The organism is Pseudomonas sp. 13B_2.1_Bac1, assembly GCF_025466155.1.
GTDB classification, from domain to species: Bacteria; Pseudomonadota; Gammaproteobacteria; order Pseudomonadales; family Pseudomonadaceae; genus Aquipseudomonas; species Aquipseudomonas aylmerensis.
In genome coordinates, this window is the sequence record NZ_JANLOH010000109.1 from 1 (window position 1) to 22,385 (window position 22,385).

The 22,385-nt window shown below is 61.3% G+C and carries 17 protein-coding genes; 9 read left to right on the forward strand and 8 right to left on the reverse strand.

Features of this window, described 5'->3' with window-relative positions; all coding sequences use genetic code 11:
* Positions 1-182: 182 nt before the first annotated feature.
* The 3 genes from NTD80_RS27560 to NTD80_RS27570 all read right to left on the reverse strand — a co-directional run bounded on the left by NTD80_RS27560 (position 183) and on the right by NTD80_RS27570 (position 4,267).
* The gene (locus NTD80_RS27560; RefSeq protein ID WP_262135582.1) at positions 183-2,678 is read right to left on the reverse strand and encodes a TonB-dependent siderophore receptor; all 2,496 of its coding nucleotides are present in this window, start codon (positions 2,676-2,678) and stop codon (positions 183-185) included.
* A 93-nt stretch (positions 2,679-2,771) separates the two neighbouring features.
* Positions 2,772-3,755, reverse strand: a complete 984-nt coding sequence (locus tag NTD80_RS27565; protein WP_262135583.1) for a FecR domain-containing protein — start codon at positions 3,753-3,755, stop codon at positions 2,772-2,774.
* Complete coding sequence (locus tag NTD80_RS27570) at positions 3,752-4,267, reverse strand: sigma-70 family RNA polymerase sigma factor (protein ID WP_065899492.1); 516 nt, start codon at positions 4,265-4,267, stop codon at positions 3,752-3,754. Before NTD80_RS27570 ends, NTD80_RS27565 begins: the two co-directional genes overlap by 4 nt.
* Before the next feature lie 278 nt (positions 4,268-4,545).
* Between NTD80_RS27570 and NTD80_RS27575 the strand changes: the two genes are divergently transcribed.
* On the forward strand, positions 4,546-6,426 hold the full coding sequence (locus NTD80_RS27575; protein ID WP_262135584.1) for a methyl-accepting chemotaxis protein: 1,881 nt from the start codon (positions 4,546-4,548) through the stop codon (positions 6,424-6,426).
* 45 nt (positions 6,427-6,471) lie between these two features.
* Here the strand turns inward: NTD80_RS27575 and NTD80_RS27580 are convergent, their stop codons facing one another.
* The 5 genes from NTD80_RS27580 to NTD80_RS27600 all read right to left on the reverse strand — a co-directional run bounded on the left by NTD80_RS27580 (position 6,472) and on the right by NTD80_RS27600 (position 13,060).
* A complete protein-coding gene (locus NTD80_RS27580; RefSeq protein ID WP_065899494.1) occupies positions 6,472-6,930 on the reverse strand; it encodes an SRPBCC family protein in 459 nt (152 codons plus the stop codon).
* Positions 6,931-6,949: 19 nt separating this feature from the next.
* Positions 6,950-10,327 (reverse strand): amino acid adenylation domain-containing protein, encoded by a 3,378-nt coding sequence (locus tag NTD80_RS27585; protein WP_262135585.1) that lies wholly within the window; start codon positions 10,325-10,327, stop codon positions 6,950-6,952.
* Positions 10,324-11,271 (reverse strand): diiron oxygenase, encoded by a 948-nt coding sequence (locus tag NTD80_RS27590; RefSeq protein WP_262135586.1) that lies wholly within the window; start codon positions 11,269-11,271, stop codon positions 10,324-10,326. The genes NTD80_RS27585 and NTD80_RS27590 overlap by 4 nt, the downstream gene beginning before the upstream one ends.
* A complete protein-coding gene (locus tag NTD80_RS27595; RefSeq protein WP_262135587.1) occupies positions 11,268-12,026 on the reverse strand; it encodes a DUF3050 domain-containing protein in 759 nt (252 codons plus the stop codon). The genes NTD80_RS27590 and NTD80_RS27595 overlap by 4 nt, the downstream gene beginning before the upstream one ends.
* Positions 12,027-12,361: 335 nt before the next feature.
* Positions 12,362-13,060: a GntR family transcriptional regulator gene (locus tag NTD80_RS27600; protein WP_065899498.1), complete on the reverse strand. Its 699-nt coding sequence runs from the start codon at positions 13,058-13,060 to the stop codon at positions 12,362-12,364.
* 369 nt (positions 13,061-13,429) lie between these two features.
* Here NTD80_RS27600 and NTD80_RS27605 point away from each other — a divergent pair, with 369 nt between their 5' ends.
* From NTD80_RS27605 to NTD80_RS27640, 8 genes are all read left to right on the forward strand, one after another.
* Positions 13,430-14,320: a TauD/TfdA dioxygenase family protein gene (locus NTD80_RS27605; protein ID WP_106805511.1), complete on the forward strand. Its 891-nt coding sequence runs from the start codon at positions 13,430-13,432 to the stop codon at positions 14,318-14,320.
* Between the two features lie 14 nt (positions 14,321-14,334).
* Positions 14,335-15,360, forward strand: a complete 1,026-nt coding sequence (locus NTD80_RS27610; protein WP_065899500.1) for an ABC transporter substrate-binding protein — start codon at positions 14,335-14,337, stop codon at positions 15,358-15,360.
* Position 15,361: 1 nt separating this feature from the next.
* The gene (locus tag NTD80_RS27615) at positions 15,362-16,213 is read left to right on the forward strand and encodes an ABC transporter ATP-binding protein (protein WP_065899501.1); all 852 of its coding nucleotides are present in this window, start codon (positions 15,362-15,364) and stop codon (positions 16,211-16,213) included.
* An 11-nt stretch (positions 16,214-16,224) separates the two neighbouring features.
* Entirely contained in the window at positions 16,225-17,073 is an 849-nt protein-coding gene (locus NTD80_RS27620; RefSeq protein ID WP_106805510.1) for an ABC transporter permease, read from the forward strand.
* A 59-nt stretch (positions 17,074-17,132) separates the two neighbouring features.
* Positions 17,133-18,053: a LysR family transcriptional regulator gene (locus tag NTD80_RS27625; RefSeq protein WP_262135588.1), complete on the forward strand. Its 921-nt coding sequence runs from the start codon at positions 17,133-17,135 to the stop codon at positions 18,051-18,053.
* A 213-nt stretch (positions 18,054-18,266) separates the two neighbouring features.
* Complete coding sequence (locus NTD80_RS27630) at positions 18,267-19,802, forward strand: MFS transporter (RefSeq protein WP_262135589.1); 1,536 nt, start codon at positions 18,267-18,269, stop codon at positions 19,800-19,802.
* 15 nt (positions 19,803-19,817) lie between these two features.
* Positions 19,818-20,876 carry an HlyD family secretion protein gene (locus NTD80_RS27635; protein WP_065899505.1) on the forward strand — a complete coding sequence of 353 codons (1,059 nt, stop codon included), beginning with the start codon at positions 19,818-19,820 and terminating at the stop codon, positions 20,874-20,876.
* Positions 20,873-22,318 (forward strand): efflux transporter outer membrane subunit, encoded by a 1,446-nt coding sequence (locus NTD80_RS27640; RefSeq protein WP_065899506.1) that lies wholly within the window; start codon positions 20,873-20,875, stop codon positions 22,316-22,318. Before NTD80_RS27635 ends, NTD80_RS27640 begins: the two co-directional genes overlap by 4 nt.
* Positions 22,319-22,385 lie beyond the last annotated feature (67 nt).

Below are 22,385 nucleotides of genomic sequence, written 5' to 3' on the forward strand. Positions count from 1 at the left end.
GAATTCCGAAACCCCTGTCTGCTAGCGCAGACAGGGGTTTTGTCGTTTATGGGAAGATGGAAATCTCTGTGGTTCGAACCCCTGGGCATTCGAGAGAGGCAATCCAAAGGGCAACCCATATTGCAGACACAAAAAAGCCAGTGCCTGCTATCAGGCACTGGCTGGGTTTGAACGCTATCGGATTAGAACTGGTAACTCAGTGTTGCGCTGACGTTGCGTTCTTCCCCCAGATAGCAGAAGTTCAGGCTGGCACAGGAGGCTACATACGTCTCGTTGGTCAGGTTATTGGCATTCAGCCGCACATCTACACCCTTCAAGCCGACCTTGCCTAAGTCGTAACCCAGCGAAGCATCAAACAAGGTGTAGGACGGTACCTTCATGGTGTTCTCCGCATCTGCCCAACTGTACCCGACATAGCGCACACCGGCTCCAAGCCGCAATCCGTCCAAGGCGCCACTATCGAATTTGTAGTCCGCCCACACCGAGGCCATATGACGTGGTGCCTGTGTCGGCGAGTTGCCCTTGTTCTCAATCACGTTGTCCGCGGTACTCAAGGTACTCACCATCGACTTGGAATACTCGATGTCGGTGAAGGTGTAGCTACCCAAGACCTTCAGGTTATCGGTTAGCTGCATATGAGCCTCCAACTCCAACCCCTGAGAGCGCACAGCGCCTACGGCACGATAGAAGTTCTCCTGTGGCAGCTTGGTCGCGAGGTTCTCCTGGTCGATGCGAAACCATGAGGCCGTAAACAGGTTGTCAGTGCCCGGCGGTTGATACTTCAGCCCCACCTCCCACTGCGTCCCGTCCGTAGGCGCGAGAGGGTTGCCCGAGCTGTCTGAATAAGAGTTCGGATTGAAGGATTCTGAGTAGCTGACATAGGGCGCCAGGCCGCTATCAAACAAGTACAACGCGCCCGCGCGGCCGGTGAGCTTGGTTCGCTCGTCACTGATCTCAGTGCCGAGTGGTCGCGCCGCCTCAGCGATACGATTTTCATCGGACGTTTCTACCCAGTCCTGGCGCATTCCCAGGGAAAAACGCCACTTATCCATTTCGATCATGTCCTGCAAATAAACGCCGGTCTGTTCCAGGCGTCGCAGATAACTGGTCGGGCTGTAGTAGCTGATAGCCGAGTTGCCATAGACCGGGTTGAACGCATTGATCGGTTGCAGTGACCCGCTCGTCCAGTCCACCACCGTTTTACGTCGTTGATAATCTGCGCCCATCAGCACGGTGTGCTTGGTGGCCCCCGTAAAGAATTCGGCTTGCAGCATGTTATCGATGATGAACGCATGCAGCTTCTCATCACCGCCCGAGTAGTAGCGATTCAGTTCATTGCTGGTCGGTGTGGTCCAGCCGTAGGCGTATACCTGATCCAACTTCACCTTGGAGTCCAGGTAACGAAAGTTCTGGCGCGCGGTGAAAACATCATTGAAGCGATGCTCAAACTGATAGCCAAACGACTGCTGATCGCGCTTATAACCATCAACCCCCGGCTCACCCTCAAAGAAGTGGCTGGAGATCCGCTGACCATTGCGCTGATGCAATGCCCCATCTGCCGGCATCCCGCCGTGGTAGCCGCCGTCGGGATCGTGCTGCAGATACGCTTGCAGCGTCAGCGAAGTGTCATCGGTAAAATCGATGCTCAGTGTCGGCGCCAAAGCGAAGCGCTTTTCCTTGGCGTGATCAAACTGTGTGTCGGACTTATCCGTTAGCCCCGTGAGTCGATAGGCAATGCGCTTGTCATCATCCACAGGCCCACTGAAGTCAAAGCCCATGCCGCGCTGTCCGTTGCTGCCCACGGTTGCCTGCACCTGGTGATAAGGCTCGAACAATGGCTTCTTGCTGGTCAGCGCCACCAGGCCGCCGGGCGAACTGCGTCCATACAGCACTGAAGAGGGGCCCTTGAGAATGTCCACGCGTTCCAGAAAGTACGGATCCACCTGCATCGTGCTGTACGTACCGCTGTCCCCCATGGACTTCAGCCCATCGAGGTAAATGTTATCCACAGAACCATCGTTGAAACCGCGCATTGCCACATAGTCATATCGATGAGTGGCGCCGTATGGGTTGGTCAACACGCCAGGGGTGTAACGCATGGCTTGAGCAACCGTCTGTGAGCCCTGGTCGTCCATCTGCTCGCGCGTGACGACCGAAACCGTTTGCGAGGTTTCCAGCAACGCGGTGCTGGTCTTGGTCGCGATCTGGCTGTGAGTCGCGTTGTAGCCTTCCATGCTTCCCAGAGCGTTACCCAAGGCAAAACCCTTGATATCAGTGGTCGGTAACGTGAGCGCAGTACTTTGTGGCGGCGCCTGCAGCACGAAACTGACACCGTCTTCGGAAATAGCCTGCAAGCCGGAGCCGTTGAGCAAATGATTCAGGCCTTGCTCGGCGGAGTACTCGCCCTGCAGTCCGGTCGATTGTCGGCCCTGAGTTTGCGCAGGCGTGGCGGAAAGAGTGATGCCTGCCTGTCGGGCGAACTGATTGAGCGCGTCGCTCAGCGGCCCTGCGGGAATCTCATAGTGTTGACTGACCTGTACGGCACCTGCCTCTGCGGCCATGCTGCTGGTCGATACCACGCTGATGCCCATCGCTGTCGACAGCATTGCCGCGCGTACGGCTTTCCTCAATAACGGGTAGGAAGAGTTGGAAGAGTTGCGGGGAAAACGCACAGTCATGATCAAGGTCCGTAGAGGCCGGTGAGGGCAGATTGAAAGGCTTACTGTCTAAGCCGGTCTCACGGGAAAAAGCCGCCAAAAAAAGTCAGGGGATCAGACAGACCGCTCAAGGCTCACCCACCAACGCGTGCGATAGCGCACCTGGACGGGCAGAGTCTGCGGCAAGATCGCCAGCAACTTGTCGGTGTCTTCCAGGCGGAAAACCCCCGATAGCCGCAGGTCGGCGACATCTGCCGAGCAACCCAGATAGCCATGACGATAACGTCCTACTTCCGCTAGGAAATCAGCCAGGCGCATGGCACGCGTCACGATCAGCCCATCGGCCCAGGCGCTGATGTCCATATCCAGGGGTGGGACAAGGGTGGCCTGGGTCTGGCTCACGAGGTAGTTTTCGCCCGCGTGAACCTGCGTTGACAGGCCATCTGCCTGGTGCGGAGAATGAATGGCGACATTGCCGCTGACCACACTCAACCGCGTGCATTCGCTGTCTTGGCGTACGGCGAACCGGCCATCGATGCCTTCGAGCAAGCCGTGGCGTGTTTTCACCAGCAACGGCGTGGATGCGGCCGCGCCGCAGGTCACCAGGATTTCCCCGCGCAGCAGGGTGATCAGGCGCTGCTGCGGGTTGAAGTCCAGGTCCACTGCACTGTCAGTATTGAGTTGCAGGCGGGTGCCATCCGGCAACTGGATGCTGCGCCGTTCGCCGGTGGCCGTAGCGAGGTCGGAGGTCCAGCGCTGCCAGCCGGTGAGGTCGCGACTGATCCAGGCCGCGGATCCGAGTAGCACAACACCCGACAACAGCTTCAGCGCCTGCCGTCGTCCCAGCCCCTGCGCACTGTTCTCAAGCGCCCTATGCGCCCCGGGAATCGCCGTGAGTTGGCTGCTCAATTCCTGTTGCAGCGCCTGCACCCGTTGCCAGGCCAGTTCGTGGTCGTGGTGAGCGGCGCGCCAATGCTCACATTGCGCGCGCAGGCGCACATTGGCGCGGTTGTTACGCAGGCGCAGTGCCCAGCTGATAGCTTGTTTGACCACCTGGGGATCCGGCCCGGAACGCGCGACGTTATCCATCGGCGTCATGATTCATACCGCAGCACGTAACAGTGGTAGAGCGCTTCGGCGACGTATCGCTCGACCGAGCGCAGCGACACGTCCATCTGTTGCGCGATTTGCTTGTACGTCAATCCATCGCACTGAGCCAATAGAAAAGCCTTACGCACCTTTGGCTTCAGTCCTTCAAGAAGTCGGGCGACCTCTTCCAACAACTCCAGCACCAATGCCCGCGCTTCGGCACTCGGGGCCAATGCTTCCGGCAAATGGGCGATGGATTCAAGGTAGGCCCGTTCGATCTCCTCGCGACGCCAGTGATCAATCACCAAGCCGCGTGCGATGGTGCGCAGGAAAGCCCGAGGTGCCCTCAGTTCAAACCGTTCGGTTTTCTGCAGCAGCCGCACAAAGGTGTCTTGAGCCAGGTCGGCAGCATCCGCAGCATTCCCCAGGCGCCCGCGCAGCCAGGTCTTCAGCCAGTGGTGATGGGTGCTGTAAAGCGTGTGCACGACATTTTCACACGCGAGGTACTCAGAAGACGGCATTCAAACTGACCTGGCCAAACGTTACAAATGATAATTAGTCGCATTGTTTGGGAGGCTGAAAAATTTTGCAACTCTGATCCTTGTACGACAACCACTTGTCGGTTTCCTACGCAAAATAAGGATCCTTCTCACAATTTCCTAAGTTTTGCCGGGGCCTGGCCGAAAGCCTGACGAGCCATGCGTGCACCGAAATAGAGCAGCCCCAGAAGCTGCCTATACCGTACATGGAATGTTCCACTCGGCACGCTCACCCCCCTTTGGCAAAAGAAGTCGATGAAATGAATCTCAAATTCAGTCATAAAATTCTGTTGGCCGCGTCAGGCGTCGTGGTTCTGGCCTTCGCGTTATTCACCCTCTACAACGACTACCTGCAACGCAGCACCATCAAGCAGAACCTGGAATCGTCTATCCAGCAATCCGGTGAACTCACTGCCAGCAGTGTGCAGAACTGGCTCAGTGGTCGAATACTGGTGCTCGAAAGCCTGACGCAAAACATTGCCCATCAGGGCAGTGGTGCCGACCTCCCAGGATTGGTCGATCAGGCGGCCTTCACCTCCAACTTCCAGTTCACCTATGTCGGGCAAACCAACGGTGTGTTTACCCAACGCCCGGACGCGAAGATGCCCGACGGCTATGACCCTCGCCAGCGCCCCTGGTACAAGCAAGCTGTGGCCGCCGATAAGCCCATGCTTACGCCGCCGTACATGGCCGCAGTGGGTGGGCAGATCGTAACTATCGCCATGCCGGTGAAAAAGAACGGCGAATTGCTCGGTGTGGTCGGTGGCGACCTGAGCCTGCAGACCTTGGTGAAGATCATCAACTCGGTGGATTTCGGCGGTATTGGCCACGCGTTTCTGGTCAGTGGTGACGGCCAGGTCATCGTCAGTCCGGATCAGGACCAGGTGATGAAAAACCTCAAGGACATCTACCCAGGCACCCACGTCCGTATCGAGAAAGTCAGCCAGGATGTGGTCCTCAATGGTCAGGACCGGATTTTGTCATTCACCCCTATCAGTGGGTTGCCGGGTGCAGATTGGTACATCGGCCTGTCGATCGATAAAGAAAAAGCCTACGCACCGCTGGGGAAATTCCGTACTTCCGCACTGATCGCCATGCTGATCGCCGTGGTCGTGATTGCTGTGCTGCTGAGCTTGCTGATCCAGGTACTGCTGCGCCCTCTGACCACCATGGGTGTGGCCATGCAGGACATTGCCCAGGGCGAGGGCGATTTGACCCGCCGCCTGGCGGTCACCAGCAAGGATGAGTTCGGCGAAGTCGGCAGTGCGTTCAATCAGTTCGTGGAGCGCATTCACGCCTCGATTTCCGAAGTGTCTTCGGCCACTCGCCAGGTGCATGACTTGTCGCAGCGCGTGATGGCGTCTTCGAACGCCTCGATCGTCGGCTCCGACGAACAAAGCGCCCGCACCAATAGCGTGGCCGCCGCAATCAATGAGCTGGGGGCGGCCACCCAGGAAATTGCACGTAACGCCGCCGACGCTTCCCAGCATGCCAGTGGTGCCAGTGAGCAGGCCGACGATGGCCGCAAAGTGGTGGAGCAGACCATCCTGGCGATGTCTGCGCTGTCGCAGAAGATCAGCCTGTCCTGCACGCAGATCGAAACCCTGAATGCCAGCACCGACAATATTGGCCACATCCTTGATGTGATCAAAGGCATCTCCCAGCAAACCAACTTGCTCGCGCTCAACGCCGCCATCGAAGCGGCACGTGCTGGCGAGGCCGGGCGTGGTTTTGCAGTGGTCGCCGATGAGGTCCGCAACCTGGCTCACCGTACCCAGGAGTCGGCCGAAGAGATCCACAAGATGATCACCTCGCTGCAAGTGGGCTCGCGTGAAGCGGTAACCACCATGAATGCCAGCCAGGCATCCAGCGAAGAGAGCGTAGAAGTCGCCAACCAGGCCGGTGAGCGCCTGGTCAGCGTGACGCAGCGGATCGTCGAGATCGATGGCATGAACCAATCCGTCGCCGCGGCCACCGAGGAGCAGACCGCGGTAGTGGAAACGCTCAACGTCGACATCAACCAGATCAACCTGCTCAACCAGCAGGGTGTGGCCAACCTGAATGAAACCTTGAAGGACTGCGATGCGCTGTCGCAGCAGGCCAATCGGTTGAAGCAACTGGTCGACAGCTTCAAGATTTGAACCGCTGATCAACCTGGCAGGCGCGGATCACTCTGCTCCTGCCGCTCAACCCAGCAACCGCCGCACATTCTCCAGCGCACTGTCGGCGAACCCCTGCAAGAACTGCTCGAATCCAGCCTGTGCTGCATCCATGGGCTCGGCAACGAGGGTCCAGGTCACCCTGGAACACTCCGTACCCATGGCCTCCACCTGGATGGCCGCCCACAACCTGGCCACGCCCAGCGTGTTGTAGAGGGTGGTCCAGGTCATGTGCATGGCGTGCTCGTCGCGGCTGTTGAGTTGCTCCACGACACAGTGGCCGTCGCGGAAAAACTTGCGGCGTAAAGCGCCCACGCCGGTGCCGATCATTTCGATATGCGTGAGCGCGGGGATGAACACGTTGAAGCCGGCAAACTGCCCCACCATGCTCCACAGGCGGGTGGCAGGGCAGTCGACCACGACAGAGGCCACGATCGGCGGGGCGCTCGGGTTGCGGATTAATGTATCGGGTTGCAGTGGTTTCATGAGGGTGTCCTGAGGCGTTTCAAAGAAAGCCGATGGCCTTGAGGTAGTTGCAGCCTTTGCTCAGCAGTGCCGCGTCTTTTTCCGGGTACTGCTCCCCCATCTGCCGGACGCCTTGCCGCGCGTTGTCATGGCGAATCATTGAGGTGTCGCCGATGTCTTCGTCCAGGCGGTCGAGGTAAAAGCCGAGCACGCCAAACAATGCGTTGTCCTGGTTGACCGTACGCAGCGCCTGCTGCCAGTGCGCGACGCTCACCCGTTCGAACCTGTGGCCCGCCTGGCTGAAGGCATCCAGGTAGTGCGCCCAACTCAAAGGCTGTGGGTTGTGCAGGTTGAATACGCTTGCGCCTGCTTGAAAGCTGGCGCAGTGGAACGCAATGAACCGGGCCAGGAAGTCCACGGGCATCAGGTCGAAATTGAGTTCCAGACGCGGTAGCAGGCCCAATTGGAGCGAGCCTTTGAGCATCAGCATCAGGCGATTTTTCTGCGGCTGGCAGGCACCGTTGCGGCTGTTGAAACTGATGTTTCCGGGGCGATGGATATTCACCCACGCACCTTGGCTTACCGCGTGCCCCAACTGCCGTTCGGCAACCCATTTGGAGAGGTTGTAGCCGTTCTTGAGATACAGCGGCAACGTGTCTGATGCCGGCGCTTCGAGCACGTGCCCCGAGGCGTCGATGCTGCTGCAGGCCGACAGCGTCGAGATAAAATTGAAGACTTTCTTGCGGCGGGTCTCGCACAGGCGCACGCACTCGAAGATGGGCTCGACGTTGTCCCTGGCCAGCGTGGCGTATTCCATCACGTGGTTGACGCGTGCGGCGTTGTGCACCAGCACGCCGTAGTCTTCGGCAAGCGCGTCATACACCTCATTGGCCAGGCCCAGCAGCGGCAGGCTGATGTCGGCCGCGAACACCCGTACTCGGCTCAGGTCGAGATCTTCGAGGTGGTATTCGCGCAACGCATGCTGGAAACGCGCCATCGCCGTGTGCCCCGGTTCCTCTCTTACCAGGCACGCCACCTCGGTCGCGCCACCGGCCAACAGCGCTTCGACGATATGCACGCCGACGAAGCTGTTGGCGCCTGTCACGATCACTTTGTGCGCGTCGCCTGCGCGGTCCTCGGGCAGTGTGTGGATCACCCGCTGCCGTTGAGCATCCTTCACCGCCTGGCCAGACGGAGAGTCGGGTCGTTGACCATCTTCCAGCAAGGTCGCGAGCGTACGAATCGTCGGGACTTCAATGAAATGGCTCAAGGCGAAACTGCGTCCGAATAGCTCGCGAGTGCGCAGCAACAGGGTCGACAGCAAAATGGAGTGGCCGCCGAGGTCGAAGAAACCCTCATCGATAGACAACCCGCCAGCGGGCACTGCCAACAGTTCGCTCCACAAGTGGGTCAATCGCACCTGCAGCGGGGTGCGTGCAGTACTGTGGCTGGGCTGCGTCGGCGCTGGCATCGGCAGTGCCCGCAGAGCCTGGCGGTCGACCTTGCCGTTGCTGGTGGGCGGCATACAGGGCAACTCGCTCCAGCAACCGGGCTGCATGTAATCCGGTAGCTGTTGCCGCGCATGCTGTTGCAGGGCCGCGATTGTGGCGCCCGGTCGGGGTTGGGCGACGAACGCCCGGATGCTGCCGTCTCGGTCGATCACCACCGCCACCTGGCGATACAGCTGGCTGTTGCGCAGGCAATGTTCAATGTCCTGGGGCTCGACCCGAAAGCCACGGATCTTCACCTGATCATCGCGCCGTCCTCCAAACACAATGCCGTCGGCAGTCCACTTGGCCAGGTCACCGCTGCGGTAGGCCGGCAGGATCTGGCCGCCAGGCACTGCCAGCGCCACAAAAGGGTTGGCGGCCCCTTGGGGCACGTTCACATACCCCAGGCTCACACCGGGGCCGACGATATACACCTCGCCCATCACCTGTTCATCCACCGGTTGCAGCTGGTCGTCGAGGATCAGCACCTGGCTGTTGGCGATAGGCTGGCCAAGGCTGCGATTGCTGTCGCCGGGGCGCAAGGTGCGATGGCAGACCAGCACCGTGGCCTCGGTGGGGCCATAGAGGTTGTGAAACTGGCATTGTCCCGCCAACTGCTCGATCACATGGGGCTCGCAGACATCGCCTCCGGTCAGCAGGTGCGTCAGGCCCAGCGGTTGATCAAGCGGCAGAATGTTGAGAAGGGCCGGTGGTAGAAAGGCGTGAGTGACGTGTTGCCGGCGCAGCAGTTCGAGCAGTTGCTCGGGATCGCGTCGTTGCGCTTCGCTGGGGACGATCAGCTCGGCGCCTGCTATCAGCGCAGGAAAGATATCGATCAGCGACGAATCGAAGCTCAACGGCGAAAACTGCAGCACACGGCTGTGTTCTCCCACGTCCATGCAGGACCTGAACCAGGCCGTGAAATGCGCCAGGTTGCCCTGGCTGAGCAGAACGCCCTTGGGCTGGCCGGTGGTGCCCGAGGTGAAGAGCGCCATGCAAGGCGCATCGGGGCAGGGACGAGGGTGCATCAGTGCCGCGTTGGTGTCGGCATCGTGCGGGCTCACCCTGCTCACATCCAAAGCACTGAAGTGCCCCCGCAAGGGGTGTTGGCCGGCGTCCAGCAACACCCGTGCTCCCGCGCTGTCGAGCATGCCCTGATGGCGGTGGGGAGGCTGCTCCAGTCCGAGTGGCAGGTACACCGCCCCACAGCCCAACACTGCAAGAATGCTGGCGTACAGCTCGATGGATTTTTCCAGGTATACACCGACCACCGCCGGCGTCTCGACTGCTTCCAGCAGAGGGCGCAACCGGCGCTGGATCGCTAGTGTCAGGACCTGCAACTGGCGGTAGGTCACCTGGCGTCCGGCGATATTCAGCGCAGGCCTGTCGGCGAACGTATGAAGGCTGGCCTGCACCCGTTCGATCACGGGAACCCGGGCCTCCTGCAGCAATGCAGGGTCTGCGGTTTGATTGAATCGGTGTATGAACGCCAGCGCCTCAAGCGCTCGCAAGTCGTGCTCCGGCCAGTCATTGGCTACCGCACTCGAACAGAAGTACCCAGGGTCCCGCGAGAAACCGCTGACGTGCAGCGCGATCCATTCAACCAGCGCACCGGTCACTTGTTGACGCAGGCGCTGGCCGTTGCCACTGGGCTCATCGGCGATGTCCAGCACTGCCAGCAGTCGCCGTTCATGCCCGTAGGCCCGCAGTTGCAGGGCGGGCAGGCCGTGCTCGTTCAACGGCCCCATGCCGGCGCGCAGGCTTAGCATCGGGTGGTGGTCCGCGTGTGTCGGCAATGCCTGGCTACCGTCTTCAATCAACAGATCGATGGCCTCGTCGCCCGCGATATGCCCATACCGTTCCAGCTCTTGCCGGATAGCACCAAGGGCGCTGCTGGTGCCGCTCCAGCCGATCTCCAGGCGCCTCATATCGGCCTCCCGGGCACCGGCAGATAGTCCTTCAACGCCAGCGCCACACTGGGTGTCTGCAGCAAGCCGCTGTGCTGCAGGAAGCCCATGATATTTCCCAGCAAGGGATGCTGGCGGTGGATGGGGAACGCCAGTGCGGCGACTTCATCGCGCAATGCATTGCGCAAGCTGTGGCTAATGTCGAGGTGGTCAATCAGGTGCAGGTCGAAGTTTTTCTGCAAGTCATTGGTCAGGTAATGGGCGAGGAACGTCGGCAGTACCTGAGCGATGCTGTCACGGTCGGCCGCACTCGCGGATTGCCAATACAGGCGCACCAGCCGCGTCCAGAATTGCGCATGACGACCTTCGTCAAACAGGTGGTCGGCCATCAATCCTCGAACAGAGGCCTTGACGCTGCCGTCCTTGGAGAACGCCGCCACATCCTGGGTGACGGTATTTTCGGCGATGGCCACCCCGATCAGCTCCACGGCATCACGAAGGTGAGCGGGTACCTGCGCTTGTGCCGCCGGCAGGGCGTGGCTCAATTCGATCTGGCCTGGCAGGTCCAGCGGTTGGATACCGGTCATGGCCACGGTTTGTTGCAGGAAATCCAGCGCGACCAGCGCGTGATAATCCTCGTCGACCACGACCGTCATCGCGTCTACGCGGCAGGCCAGCGGGAAGGGCAGCGAGAAGCGATTCTTGGCAATGCTGCGTGCGGTCTTGTCGACGATCTCGGTTTCGAAAATCACCACGTCGTTGATGAATTTGTAGAAGCTCTGCACCAGCACGAAGTCGCGCCAATGCGCACAGTGTTCGAGAAAGGTCGCGCTGAGTACCAGGGGTTGGCGGCTCAGGGGATAGATCAATTTGTCATCGTTTTCGAGCCAGCGACGGGGGCGGGTGCGAATGGTTGCGCGGCGCTCCCAGTCGTCGGCAATGGAGGGGTAGTCGGTGCTGTTCATGGGCGCACCCTGTGCAGCGAGGCCCGCACCTCATCCCAGAAGGCAAGGCGGCTCTGCACCGCCGCAAGGGCTGTGTCGCAGGCTTGGCGCGGGTAATCCGGATCCGCGCTGACCAGGCGCTCCAGCAACTGCTCGGCCGCCGGCCCGTGCTCCTGGGAGTCCACTTCGATATGGCGCTTGAGATAGCCCTGCAAGGTAGGCGCCGGGTCATGAGTGAGTTCATCGGCTTGCAGGAGGTGCTCGAACATCGTCGGGATGACCCGTTCACGGCCGTGAAGAAACGCCGCCGCGACACAATGAGTGGGCGCGTTCAATGCAATGTGCAGCGTGGCACTGACAAAGCGGGCAACACCGGCAGGCACATCGACCGCCTGCAACGCCGAGTCGGCCTCCAGGCCCTGGCGCAGCAGCGCGATAAAATGCTCGATCGCCGAAGTGCTGGCGCCGACCTCGGCCATGGCCTCCAGGTACAGTTCGAAGTGGCTGCAATAGCCTTGGCGGGGATGCGGGTCCGATTCTTCGCCCAGTACGATTTCATTGATCAGGCGCGCAGCGTGCGGGTCGGCAGGTGGCAGCCAGGGCAGGCGAGTACCGGCCAGGTCCTGTTGCAGGCGTTTGGTGAGGGTCATGAAATCCCACACCGCAAATACATGACTTTCCATAAAAAGTTGTAACTTGTGGCGCGAAGTTATTTCTGCAAATAACGGGTGATTGCATAACTGCAGTTTGGTCTGTTCAAGTAACGGTTGATACATGGTTGATGCCTATAAGTTGTTGCGTCTGCTGTAGGAACAGCGAGGGGCTATTGTGATCGGCAATAAAGAAACGCGGATGTAAACCAGGCGTGATGCGCACGGCCGCCCACAGGCGGTGTGGCGCTGTTGAATAGGGCGGCTGGTTTAGTGATAAAAGATAATAAGCGGGTTAAACAGTTTGGCGAGCATACAAATGTGTTAGAAGTTTTTCTAAATAATATGTGCTGTCAGTAAGTTACTCTATTGCAAGTAGGAGATATCTTCAGTGCTACGTCCCTGTCCGACGGTGGGGCGTAGCGCTTGAGGGGCGATAGGGGTAAACAGAGGTGCGCGGCTTAGTTGTCGCCTTTGTCCAGTCCATTGAGGTAGGTCGTAATCACTTCCATGCCACGCATCAGGTGATTGCGCAGGGTCAGGATGCTTTCATCGATTTTCTTCTGGGCCACCAGTTGCAGCAGTTCACGGTGGTCTTCCTGGGAGGTTTCGCCCAATCCCATCGCTTCCAGGTTGAAACGCAAGAAGCGCTCCTCCTCATTCAAACCGTGCTCCACCAACTTGAGCAACCGCTGGTTGGGTGCCTTGCCGTAAAGTGCCATGTGGAACAGGCGGTTGAGGCGGCCAATCTCGGCGTAGTCTTTTTCTTGCTCCAGCGCGCAGATCAAGGCGTCGGCTTCGGCGATATCGGCCTCGGTGAGCAAGGGGATCGACAAGCGCAGGGCTTCAGACTCCAGCAACATTCGCAGTGCATAGGTTTCCGCCGAGTTATCTTCGATCAACGGTGCGACCACGGCGCCCTTGTGTGTCACCACATGCAGCAGTGACTGGGCTTCGAGCTGGCGCAGGGCTTCACGCACGGGCATGCGGCTGACCCCGAACAGGCTGGCCAGCTCCTGTTGGCGCATGGCAGTACCGCAAGGCAATCGCCCATCCAGGATGGCATTGCGCAAGGTTTCTTCAATCACGGAGCGAGCGAGATGGGCGGGAATAGGACCGCTGATCTTGATGCTGTTCAATGGGTTCGGCTTCTGCGTCACGGTTACGCTATCCTCCTTTTTAGAATAGGGGTGGCTAATTGGATCCAATGCACACTAGAGACTGCTTATAGGCTTGTCAAACGGGCACGGTTTCGGCTTGTAAGCGGTTCAACACAGCGCTCCCGGCGCCCACATCCAGCCTTTATGGCGTCTTACGCGACCCGGTTTCAAGAGCCGCCTGCCGAGTCGGCAATCGCCGCAGGTGTTGCCCTGGACTCAACGTTCTATTACCCCGCTGTTTATTGCGTCGATAACGCGCCGGGCGGGACTGCGCCGCTACATTCCCGCATATCGATATTCACTAACGGTATTTAAACTGCTGTTCTTATATCTATAAAGTCACTCTCCTGTCTGACCGGGAGTGACCTCATGTCCGCCACCTCTACTGTTCCAACAGCGACCACCGCCCAAACATTCGAGATTCGTCCACTGCCCGGCAGCGTCGGCGCCGAGATCATCGGCCTGGACTTGTCCCGCCCGGTCAGCGACGAGGATTTCGCGCGCATTCACCGCGCCCACCTGGACCATCACGTGGTGGTCTTCCGCGACCAGCGCATCACCCCCGAGCAGCAGATCGCCTTCAGTCGTCGCTTCGGTGTGCTGCAGATCCACGTGCTCAAGCAGTTCCTGCTGGCCAATCACCCGGAAATCCTCATCGTTTCCAACATCATCGAAAATGGCCAATCCATCGGCCTGGGGGATGCGGGCAAGTTCTGGCATTCGGACCTGTCTTATAAAGAGCTGCCGAGCCTGGGCTCGATGCTCCACGCCCAGGAGCTGCCCTCCGAGGGCGGCGACACGTTGTTCGCCGACATGCACAAGGCCTGGGACCAATTGCCCGAGCACCTGCGCAAAGCCGTTGAAGGCCGCAGCGCCGCGCACTCCTATACCGCGCGCTACAGCGAAACCAAATTCGAAGGTAACTGGCGCCCGACGCTGACCCCCGAGCAGCTCGCCCAGGTGGCCGAGGTCGTGCACCCCATCGTGCGCACCCACCCGGAAAACGGGCGCAAGGCGCTGTTCGTCAGTGAAGGCTTCACCACCCGCATTGTTGGCCTGCCGGAAGACGAAAGTCGTGACCTGCTCGCCCAGCTCTACGCCCACAGCGTGTTGCCACACAACATCTACCGCCATCAATGGCAGCCCCATGACCTGGTGTTCTGGGATAACCGTTCGTTGATCCACCTGGCCGCCGGTTGCCCGAGCAATCTGCGCCGCAAGCTCTATCGCACCACCATCCAGGGCGACGCGCCTTTCTGATTCGGAGCATGACCATGTCCAGGAAAATCCCATTTGCACGATTGGCCGCGACGGTTGGCCTGGGTGTCAGCCTGTTGGCCGGCAGCCTGGTAGCTCCGGCGGCTGCGCACGCCGAAGGTGAGATCCGCATTGCCGAGCAGTTCGGCATCGTCTACCTGTTGCTCAACGTCGTACGCGACCAGAACCTGATCGAGAAATACGGCAAGCAGGAAGGCATCGACATCAAGGTCGACTGGACCCAGCTGTCCGGTGGCGCGGCGGTCAACGACGCATTGCTCTCCGGTTCCATCGACATTGCCGGGGCCGGTGTCGGCCCGCTGCTGACCATCTGGGATCGCACCCACGGCAAGCAGAACGTCAAGGCCGTGGCGTCCCTGGGTAACTTCCCGTACTACCTGGTGAGCAACAATCCGAAGGTCAAGACCATCGCCGATTTCACTGAAAAGGACCGCATCGCGGTGCCGGCCGTGGGTGTTTCGGTGCAGTCGCGCTTCCTGCAATATGCCGCCGCCAAGCAGTGGGGCGACAAGGAATTCAATCGCCTCGACAAGTACACCGTTGCCGTCCCGCACCCGGACGCCACGGCGGCACTGATCGCCGGCGGTACCGAACTGACCGGGCACTTCTCCAACCCGCCATTCCAGGAGCAGGCCCTCACCAACCCTAACGTGCATGTGGTGCTGAACACCTACGACTTGCTCGGCCCGAACTCGCCGACGGTACTGTTCGCCACCGAAAAATTCCGCAACGACAACCCGAAGACCTACAAGGCATTCGTGGAAGCGTTGACCGAAGCGGCGCAGTTTGCCCAGAACGACAAAGGCGCCGCCGCCGACACTTACATCCGCGTGACCAAGGCCAAGATCGACCGCGCCGAGCTGCTGAAAATCATCGAGAACCCGCAGTTCGAGTTCAGCGTCACGCCGAAAAACACCTACCCGCTGGCGGAATTCCTCTACCGCGTCGGCGCCATCAAGAACAAGCCGGAATCGTGGAAGGACTACTTCTTCCAGGACGCCAAGCCCCTGCAAGGAAGTTGAGATGAACGCGCCCTTGCAAGGCCACACGGCCAGCAACCTGCACACCACCGCCCCGCTGCTGGCGGTGGATAAAGTCAGCCTGGAATACCGCACCCCCGAGCGCGTGGTGCGGGCCACGCACCAGGTCAGTTTCGAAATCGATCCGGCCGATCGCTACGTGTTGCTGGGCCCGTCGGGCTGCGGCAAATCCACCTTGCTCAAATCCATCGCCGGGTTTATCAGACCCTGCGAAGGCGAGATCCGCCTGCTGGGGCAAAAGGTCGAACACCCGGGCCCGGACCGCATCGTGGTGTTCCAGGAATTCGACCAACTGCCACCCTGGAAAACCGTCAAGCAGAACGTGATGTTTCCGTTGCTGGCGTCGAAAACCCTCAAGCGTGCTGAGGCCGAAGAGCGCGCGTTGCATTACCTCGACAAGGTCGGCCTCAGCGCCTTTGCCGACGCTTACCCGCACACCCTTTCCGGCGGCATGAAAGCCCGCGTGGCGATCGCCCGCGCCTTGGCGATGCAGCCGAAAATCCTGCTGATGGACGAACCCTTCGCCGCCCTCGACGCCCTGACCCGGCGCAAGATGCAGGAAGAGCTGCTGCTGCTCTGGGAGGAGGTGCGCTTCACCCTGTTGTTTGTCACTCACTCCATCGAAGAAGCGCTGGTGGTGGGCAATCGCATCCTGTTGCTGTCGCCGCATCCGGGGCGGGTGCGTGCGGAAATCCACAGTCATCAATACGACCTGCACAGCCTCGGTGGCGTGGAGTTCCAGGCGTCGGCGCGACGCATTCATCGCCTGTTGTTCGATGAAGCGCCCGAGGCCGAACGTGAGTTGGGTTTCGCCGATATCCGCATCGCTTACTGAAGGGACAACCCATGCGCCAGGAATACGAAATTACCCTCGAGCCGCTGCTCAGCGTTCCCGTGGAGCGCGAGCTGCCCCTGCGCCAACGCCTGTGGCAACAAGGCTGGCTGCGCAAGGGCCTGATCCTGATCGTGCTCGCGATCCTCTGGGAAGCGGTCGCGCGTTATCAGAACAACGACCTGTTACTGCCCAGTTTCCTGCAGACCGCTCACGCGCTGTACGACGGCTTGCTCAGCGGTGAATTGCTGAGCAAGGTGAGCATTTCGCTGGTGGTGCTGATCAAGGGCTACCTGATTGGTATCGTGCTGGCGTTCGCGCTGACCACCCTGGCGGTGTCGACGCAACTGGGCCGCGACCTGCTGAGCACCCTGACCTCGATGTTCAACCCGTTGCCGGCCATCGCCTTGCTGCCGCTGGCGCTGCTGTGGTTTGGCCTGGGGCAGAACAGCCTGATCTTCGTGCTGGTGCATTCGGTGCTGTGGGCGCTGGCGCTCAACACCTATTCGGGATTTCTCGGCGTCTCCGAAACCCTGCGCATGGCCGGCCGCAACTATGGGCTCAAGGGCATGCGTTTTGTGCTGTTCATCCTGATCCCGGCGGCGCTGCCGTCGATCCTCGCTGGCCTCAAGATCGGCTGGGCCTTTGCCTGGCGTACGCTGATCGCCGCCGAGTTGGTGTTCGGGGCTACCAGCGGCAAGGGCGGCCTGGGTTGGTACATCTTCCAGAACCGCAACGAGCTGTACACCGACAAGGTGTTTGCCGGGCTCGCGGTGGTGATCCTGATCGGCCTGCTCGTGGAAAACCTGGTGTTCGACACCTTCGAGCGTCTGACGGTAAAGCGCTGGGGTATGCAGCGCTGATTCGCCCGTCCTGCTAGGATTGCATTCCGCTCACTCCCCACTGCTCACGAGTGCTTGGCATGCAACTACCGGACATGAACCTGCTGGTCGCCCTCGACGCATTGCTCGACGAGGGCAGCGTGGTCGGGGCCGCGCGACGGATGAACCTCAGCCCGGCGGCCATGAGCCGCACCCTTACGCGTATTCGCGAAGCGGTAGGCGACCCGATCCTGGTGCGCGCCGGTCGCGGCCTGGTGCCGACGCCCAAGGCCCTGCAGTTGCAAGGCCAGGTGCGCAACGTGGTGGAGCAGGCTGCATTGCTGTTTCGTTCGGCGGACCAGGTCGACCTGAGCACCTTGCGCCGGCGCTTCAGCGTGCGCGCCAACGACTTTTTTATCGGCGTGTATGGCGGTCGTCTGTTCGACACCATGGAGCGCATGGCGCCGCTGTGCGAGCTGTGCTTCGTGCCCGAAGGTGACACCGACGACGAAGCGCTGCGTGAAGGGCGCCTGGATTTGCGCGTGAGCAACACCATGCCGGTCAGTCCCGAAGTGAAGGTGCAGAACCTGTTTTCCACCACTTTCGTCGGCCTGGCGCGGGAAGATCACCCGTTGTTCGACGAAGAGATCACCGCAGCGCGCTTCGCCAGCTATTCCCACATCAGCATCTCGCGGCGTGGCATCGCCCGCGGCCCGATCGACACCGCATTGAACGCCCAGGGCCTGGAGCGCCGCGTGGCGATGATCGCCCCCGGCTTTCACGGCGCGATGTTCATGCTGCCCGATTCCGACCTGCTGCTGCCGGTGCCCAAGGAAGCGCTGCTCAGCGCCAAACGCCTGAAGCTGCCACTGCGCGCGTTTGCCTTGCCGATCTCTCTGCCGACGCTGGTATTGGCCCAATCCTGGCACCCGCGTTTCGACAAAGACCCGGCCCACAAATGGCTGCGCGAAACCATGCGCGAGAGTTGCCACGCCACCTGGCTCGAAGCGCAACCCACCTGACACCCCATAGCCCCTGTAGGAGCGGGCTCGCCGGCGATAGCGCAGGCTCGGCGAATACCTCTACGTGATCCAGGCCGCCATCGCCCCAAGCACGAGTTCATAGTGAGTTAAGGGTTGCGTCTGGTGCAGTTATAACCTGCCGACAAGTAACTTTTTGTCATGTGTACGCCTGATTAAACTGCTCGGGTATTTACCATTCCGAGTTGCCTGTTCATGACTTCCCTCGCTGCTCCCGCACTCCAGGCCGCAGCCAAGCCCATCGCTATCACCCCGCCTGTATTCGGCCCGCGCATCATCATCGGCCTGGTCGGCGTGTTGCTGGCGGTGCTGGTCTCCGGTCTCAACGAGATGGTCACCAAGGTGGCCCTCGCGGATATTCGCGGCGCGCTCTACATCGGTTTCGACGAAGGCACCTGGCTGGTTGCCGCCTACACCGCCACCTCGGTGTCGGCCATGGCTTTTGCGCCCTGGTGTTCGGTGACCTTCTCCCTGCGCCGCTTCACCCTGTGCGCCATCGGCCTGTTCACCGTGCTCGGCATCCTGTGCCCGTTTGCGCCGAACTACGAAAGCCTGCTGGTGCTGCGCACCGTGCAAGGCCTGGCTGGCGGGGCGTTGCCGCCGATGCTGATGACCGTGGCGCTGCGTTTCCTGCCCGCCAACGTCAAGCTGTATGGCCTGGCCGGTTATGCGCTCACTGCCACCTTCGGCCCGAGCCTCGGCACGCCGCTGGCGGCGCTATGGACCGAATATGTCGGTTGGCAGTGGGCGTTCTGGCAGATCGTCGGCCCCTGCCTTGTGGCGATGGCCGCCGTGGCCTACGGCTTGCCGCAGGACCCCGTGCGCCTGGAGCGCTTCAAGCAGTTCAACTGGCGCGGCCTGCTGTTGGGGTTTCCAGCGATTTGCATGCTGGTGATCGGCATCCTGCAGGGCAACCGCCTGGACTGGTTCGAGTCGGGCCTGATCACCTTCCTGCTGAGTGGCGGCACCGTGTTGCTGGTGCTGTTCATGCTCAACGAATGGTCGCACCCGATGCCATTTTTCAAGCTGCAGATGCTCGGCCTGCGCAACCTGTCGTTTGCCTTGATCGTGCTGGCCGGCGTGCTGATGGTGCTGACCTCGGTGATCATCATCCCGTCGAGTTTCCTTGCCCAGGTCCAGGGTTATCGCCCGCTGCAAACCGCGCCGGTGATGCTGTTGATGGCGCTGCCGCAATTGATCGCGCTGCCGCTGGTAGCCGCCTTGTGCAACCTGCGCTGGATCGATTGCCGCTGGGTACTGGGGACCGGGCTGGGCATGCTGGTGCTGTGCTGCGTCGGCAGCGCACACCTCACGTCGGAGTGGATTCGCGATGATTTCTACGGCTTGTACCTGCTGCAGATTTTCGGGCAACCCATGGCCGTGCTGCCGCTGCTGATGCTCTCCACCGGCAGTATCCAGCCGGCAGACGGGCCGTTCGCCTCGGCCTGGTTCAACACCGTCAAAGGCCTGGCCGCCGTGATCGCCACCGGCGTGCTGGATGCGCTGACGACCCAGCGCCTGCATTTTCACTCGACCATGCTGGTCGACGGCCTGGGCAACTCGCCGCTGGCGGAGGGTGATGCGCCGGGCCTTGCCCACCGCCTGCACGAGCAGGCCGTGGTGCTCACTTCTTCGGATCTCTACTACGTCATGGTCGCCGTCGCGGTGGCGTTGATCCTGCTGATTTTCTGGATGCCCACGCGGATTTTCCCGCCTCGCGCACCGACCTAGCCACAAGGAATTTTCATGAAACGCAAAGACAAAATTGCCGTCTCCGTTATCGCCGTGTTCGCCGTCGGCGTGCTGGTGTACCTGGTGGCGCCCGGTGTGTTGGGCAGCAAGCGCCAGACCACCAACGATGCCTTCGTCGCCGCCGACTTCACCCTGGTCGCGCCGCGCGTGGCCGGTTTTATCAAGGAGGTGCTGGTGGAAGACAACCAGCGCGTCAAGGCCGGCCAACTGCTGGCGCTGATCGACGATCGTGATTTTCGCGCCGCCGCCCAGGCGGCCGATGCCGACACCCTGGTCGCCCAGGCCCAGCTGAAAAACGCCAGCGCGACCCTGGAGCGCCAAAGCTCGGTGATCGCCCAGGCTCAGGCCACCGTGGCGGCAGACCGCGCTGAAGTGGCCTTCGCCGAGCACGAACTGAATCGCTACAACCATCTGGCCGGCGTCGGCGCAGGCACCGTGCAAAACGCTCAGCAAGCCAAGACCCGCATCGACCAGGCCACCGCACGCCTGGCCAATGCCACGGCGGTGCTGGCGGCCGAGCGCAAGCAGGTGGAAATCCTCACGGCCCAGCGCGATGCCGCCGAAGGTGGGCTCAAGCGCGCCCAGGCGGCGCTGGAAATGGCCAGTTATCAGCTGTCCTACACGCGCATCGTCGCGCCGGTGGATGGCATGGTCGGTGAGCGTGCGGTGCGGGTCGGCGCCTACGTGACGCCGGGCAGCAAGATCCTCGCGGTGGTGCCGCTGGCCGAGGCCTACGTGGTGGCCAACTTCCAGGAAACCCAGCTCTCGCACATGCACGCCGGCCAGGCCGTGCAGGTGCGCGTCGATAGCCTCGACGGCGAGTTGCTCAACGGCCACCTGGAAAGCCTTGCGCCGGCGACCGGGGTGACCTTCGCTTCGGTCAAGCCGGACAACGCCACCGGCAACTTCACCAAGGTGGTGCAGCGCATTCCGGTGAAGATCGTGCTCGAGCCCAACCAAGCCCACACCGAGCGCCTGCGCGTGGGGATGTCGGTGGAAGCCAGTGTCGATACCCGGCCTGTCGCACAGCAGCGTGAGGTGGCCCAGCAATGAGACACCTTGCCTGGCTCACCGTGAGCCTGATCAGCCTGAGCGCGTGCACCGTCGGCCCGGATTTCCAGCGGCCCCAGAGCCCGCAGGTGACGCAATGGGCCGAGCCGCAGGGCCGTCAGGCCGCCAGTCGCGCGGTCAGTGACCCGCTGCAGGAGCGCTGGTGGGACGTGTTCCACGACGCGCAACTGTCGGCACTTACACGCCGTGCGCTGACCGATAACCTCGACTTGAAGCTCGCCAGCAGCCGCCTGCAACAAAGCCGCGCGGTGCGCCAGGTGACCACCGCCGAGCGCTATCCCAACGTCAACGCTACCGGCGATTACCTGCGCCAGCGCAACAGCGGCAAAGGCTTGAGCGACCCGTCCGGCGAAAATGGCCGGTCGGCCTTCAACCAGTGGGACATGGGGTTCACCGCGTCGTGGGAGTTGGATTTCTGGGGCCGCGTCAAACGCGAAACCGAAGCCGCCGACGCCACCTTGCAAGTTGCCGAAAACGACCGCCGCGCCGTGCTGTTGTCGGTGCTCGCCGAGACTGCCCAGGACTACATCCAACTGCGCGGCGTGCAGAACACCCGCGCCGTCACCGAGCAGAACCTCGACGTCGCGCGCCACAGCCTCAAGCTGTCGCAACTGCGCCTGGCCGACGGCGTGGCCACCGACCTGGACGTGGCCGAAGCCGCCGCCCAGGTCGCTGCCATCGAAGCGCGCCTGCCGGATCTGCAGCAACGGCAGGACCAATTGATCAACGCCCTGAGCCTGTTGATGGGCGAGCCGCCCCAAGCCTTGCACGCGCAACTGTCCAAGGACGCTGGCGTGCCGCAGACCCAGCGCCAGGTCGCCATCGGCCTGCCGTCGGAGCTGGCCGAGCGTCGTCCGGATATCCGCCAGGCCGAGGCGCGCCTGCACGCCGCCACCGCCAGTATTGGCGTGGCCAAGGGCGATTTTTACCCGCGCATCACCTTGTCCGGCAGCCTCGGCTCGCAGGCCATGCAGCTGTCGGATTTTGGCTCGTGGGGCTCGCGCGCGTTTGCCTTCGGCCCGCAATTGAGCCTGCCGTTGTTCAACGGCGGGCGCCTGCAAGGCATGCTGGACCTGCGCGAAGCCCAGCAGCAGGAAGCGGCCCTCGCGTACCAGCAGACGGTGCTGCGCGCCTGGCATGAAATCGACGACCAACTGACCCGCTACAACGCCAGCCAACTGCGCCGCGACAGCCTCGCCGAAGCGGTGCGCCAGAACCAGATCGCCCTGAGCACGGCACAACAGCAGTACGTCGAAGGCGTGGTGGATTTCGTCAACGTACTCACCGTCCAGAGCGCGCTGCTGGCGACTCAGGAGCAGTGGGTGGAGAGTTCTACCGGGGTGTCGCTGGCCATGGTCGGCTTGTACAAAGCGTTGGGCGGCGGCTGGGAATCGGTGTATCCGCTGCAAACGGCCGGGCGCTGAACCGCAAAGAGTTTTTGCCAGCCGCGAAACAAGGTGTAATGATAATTGCTCTCAATCGTGTATCTGA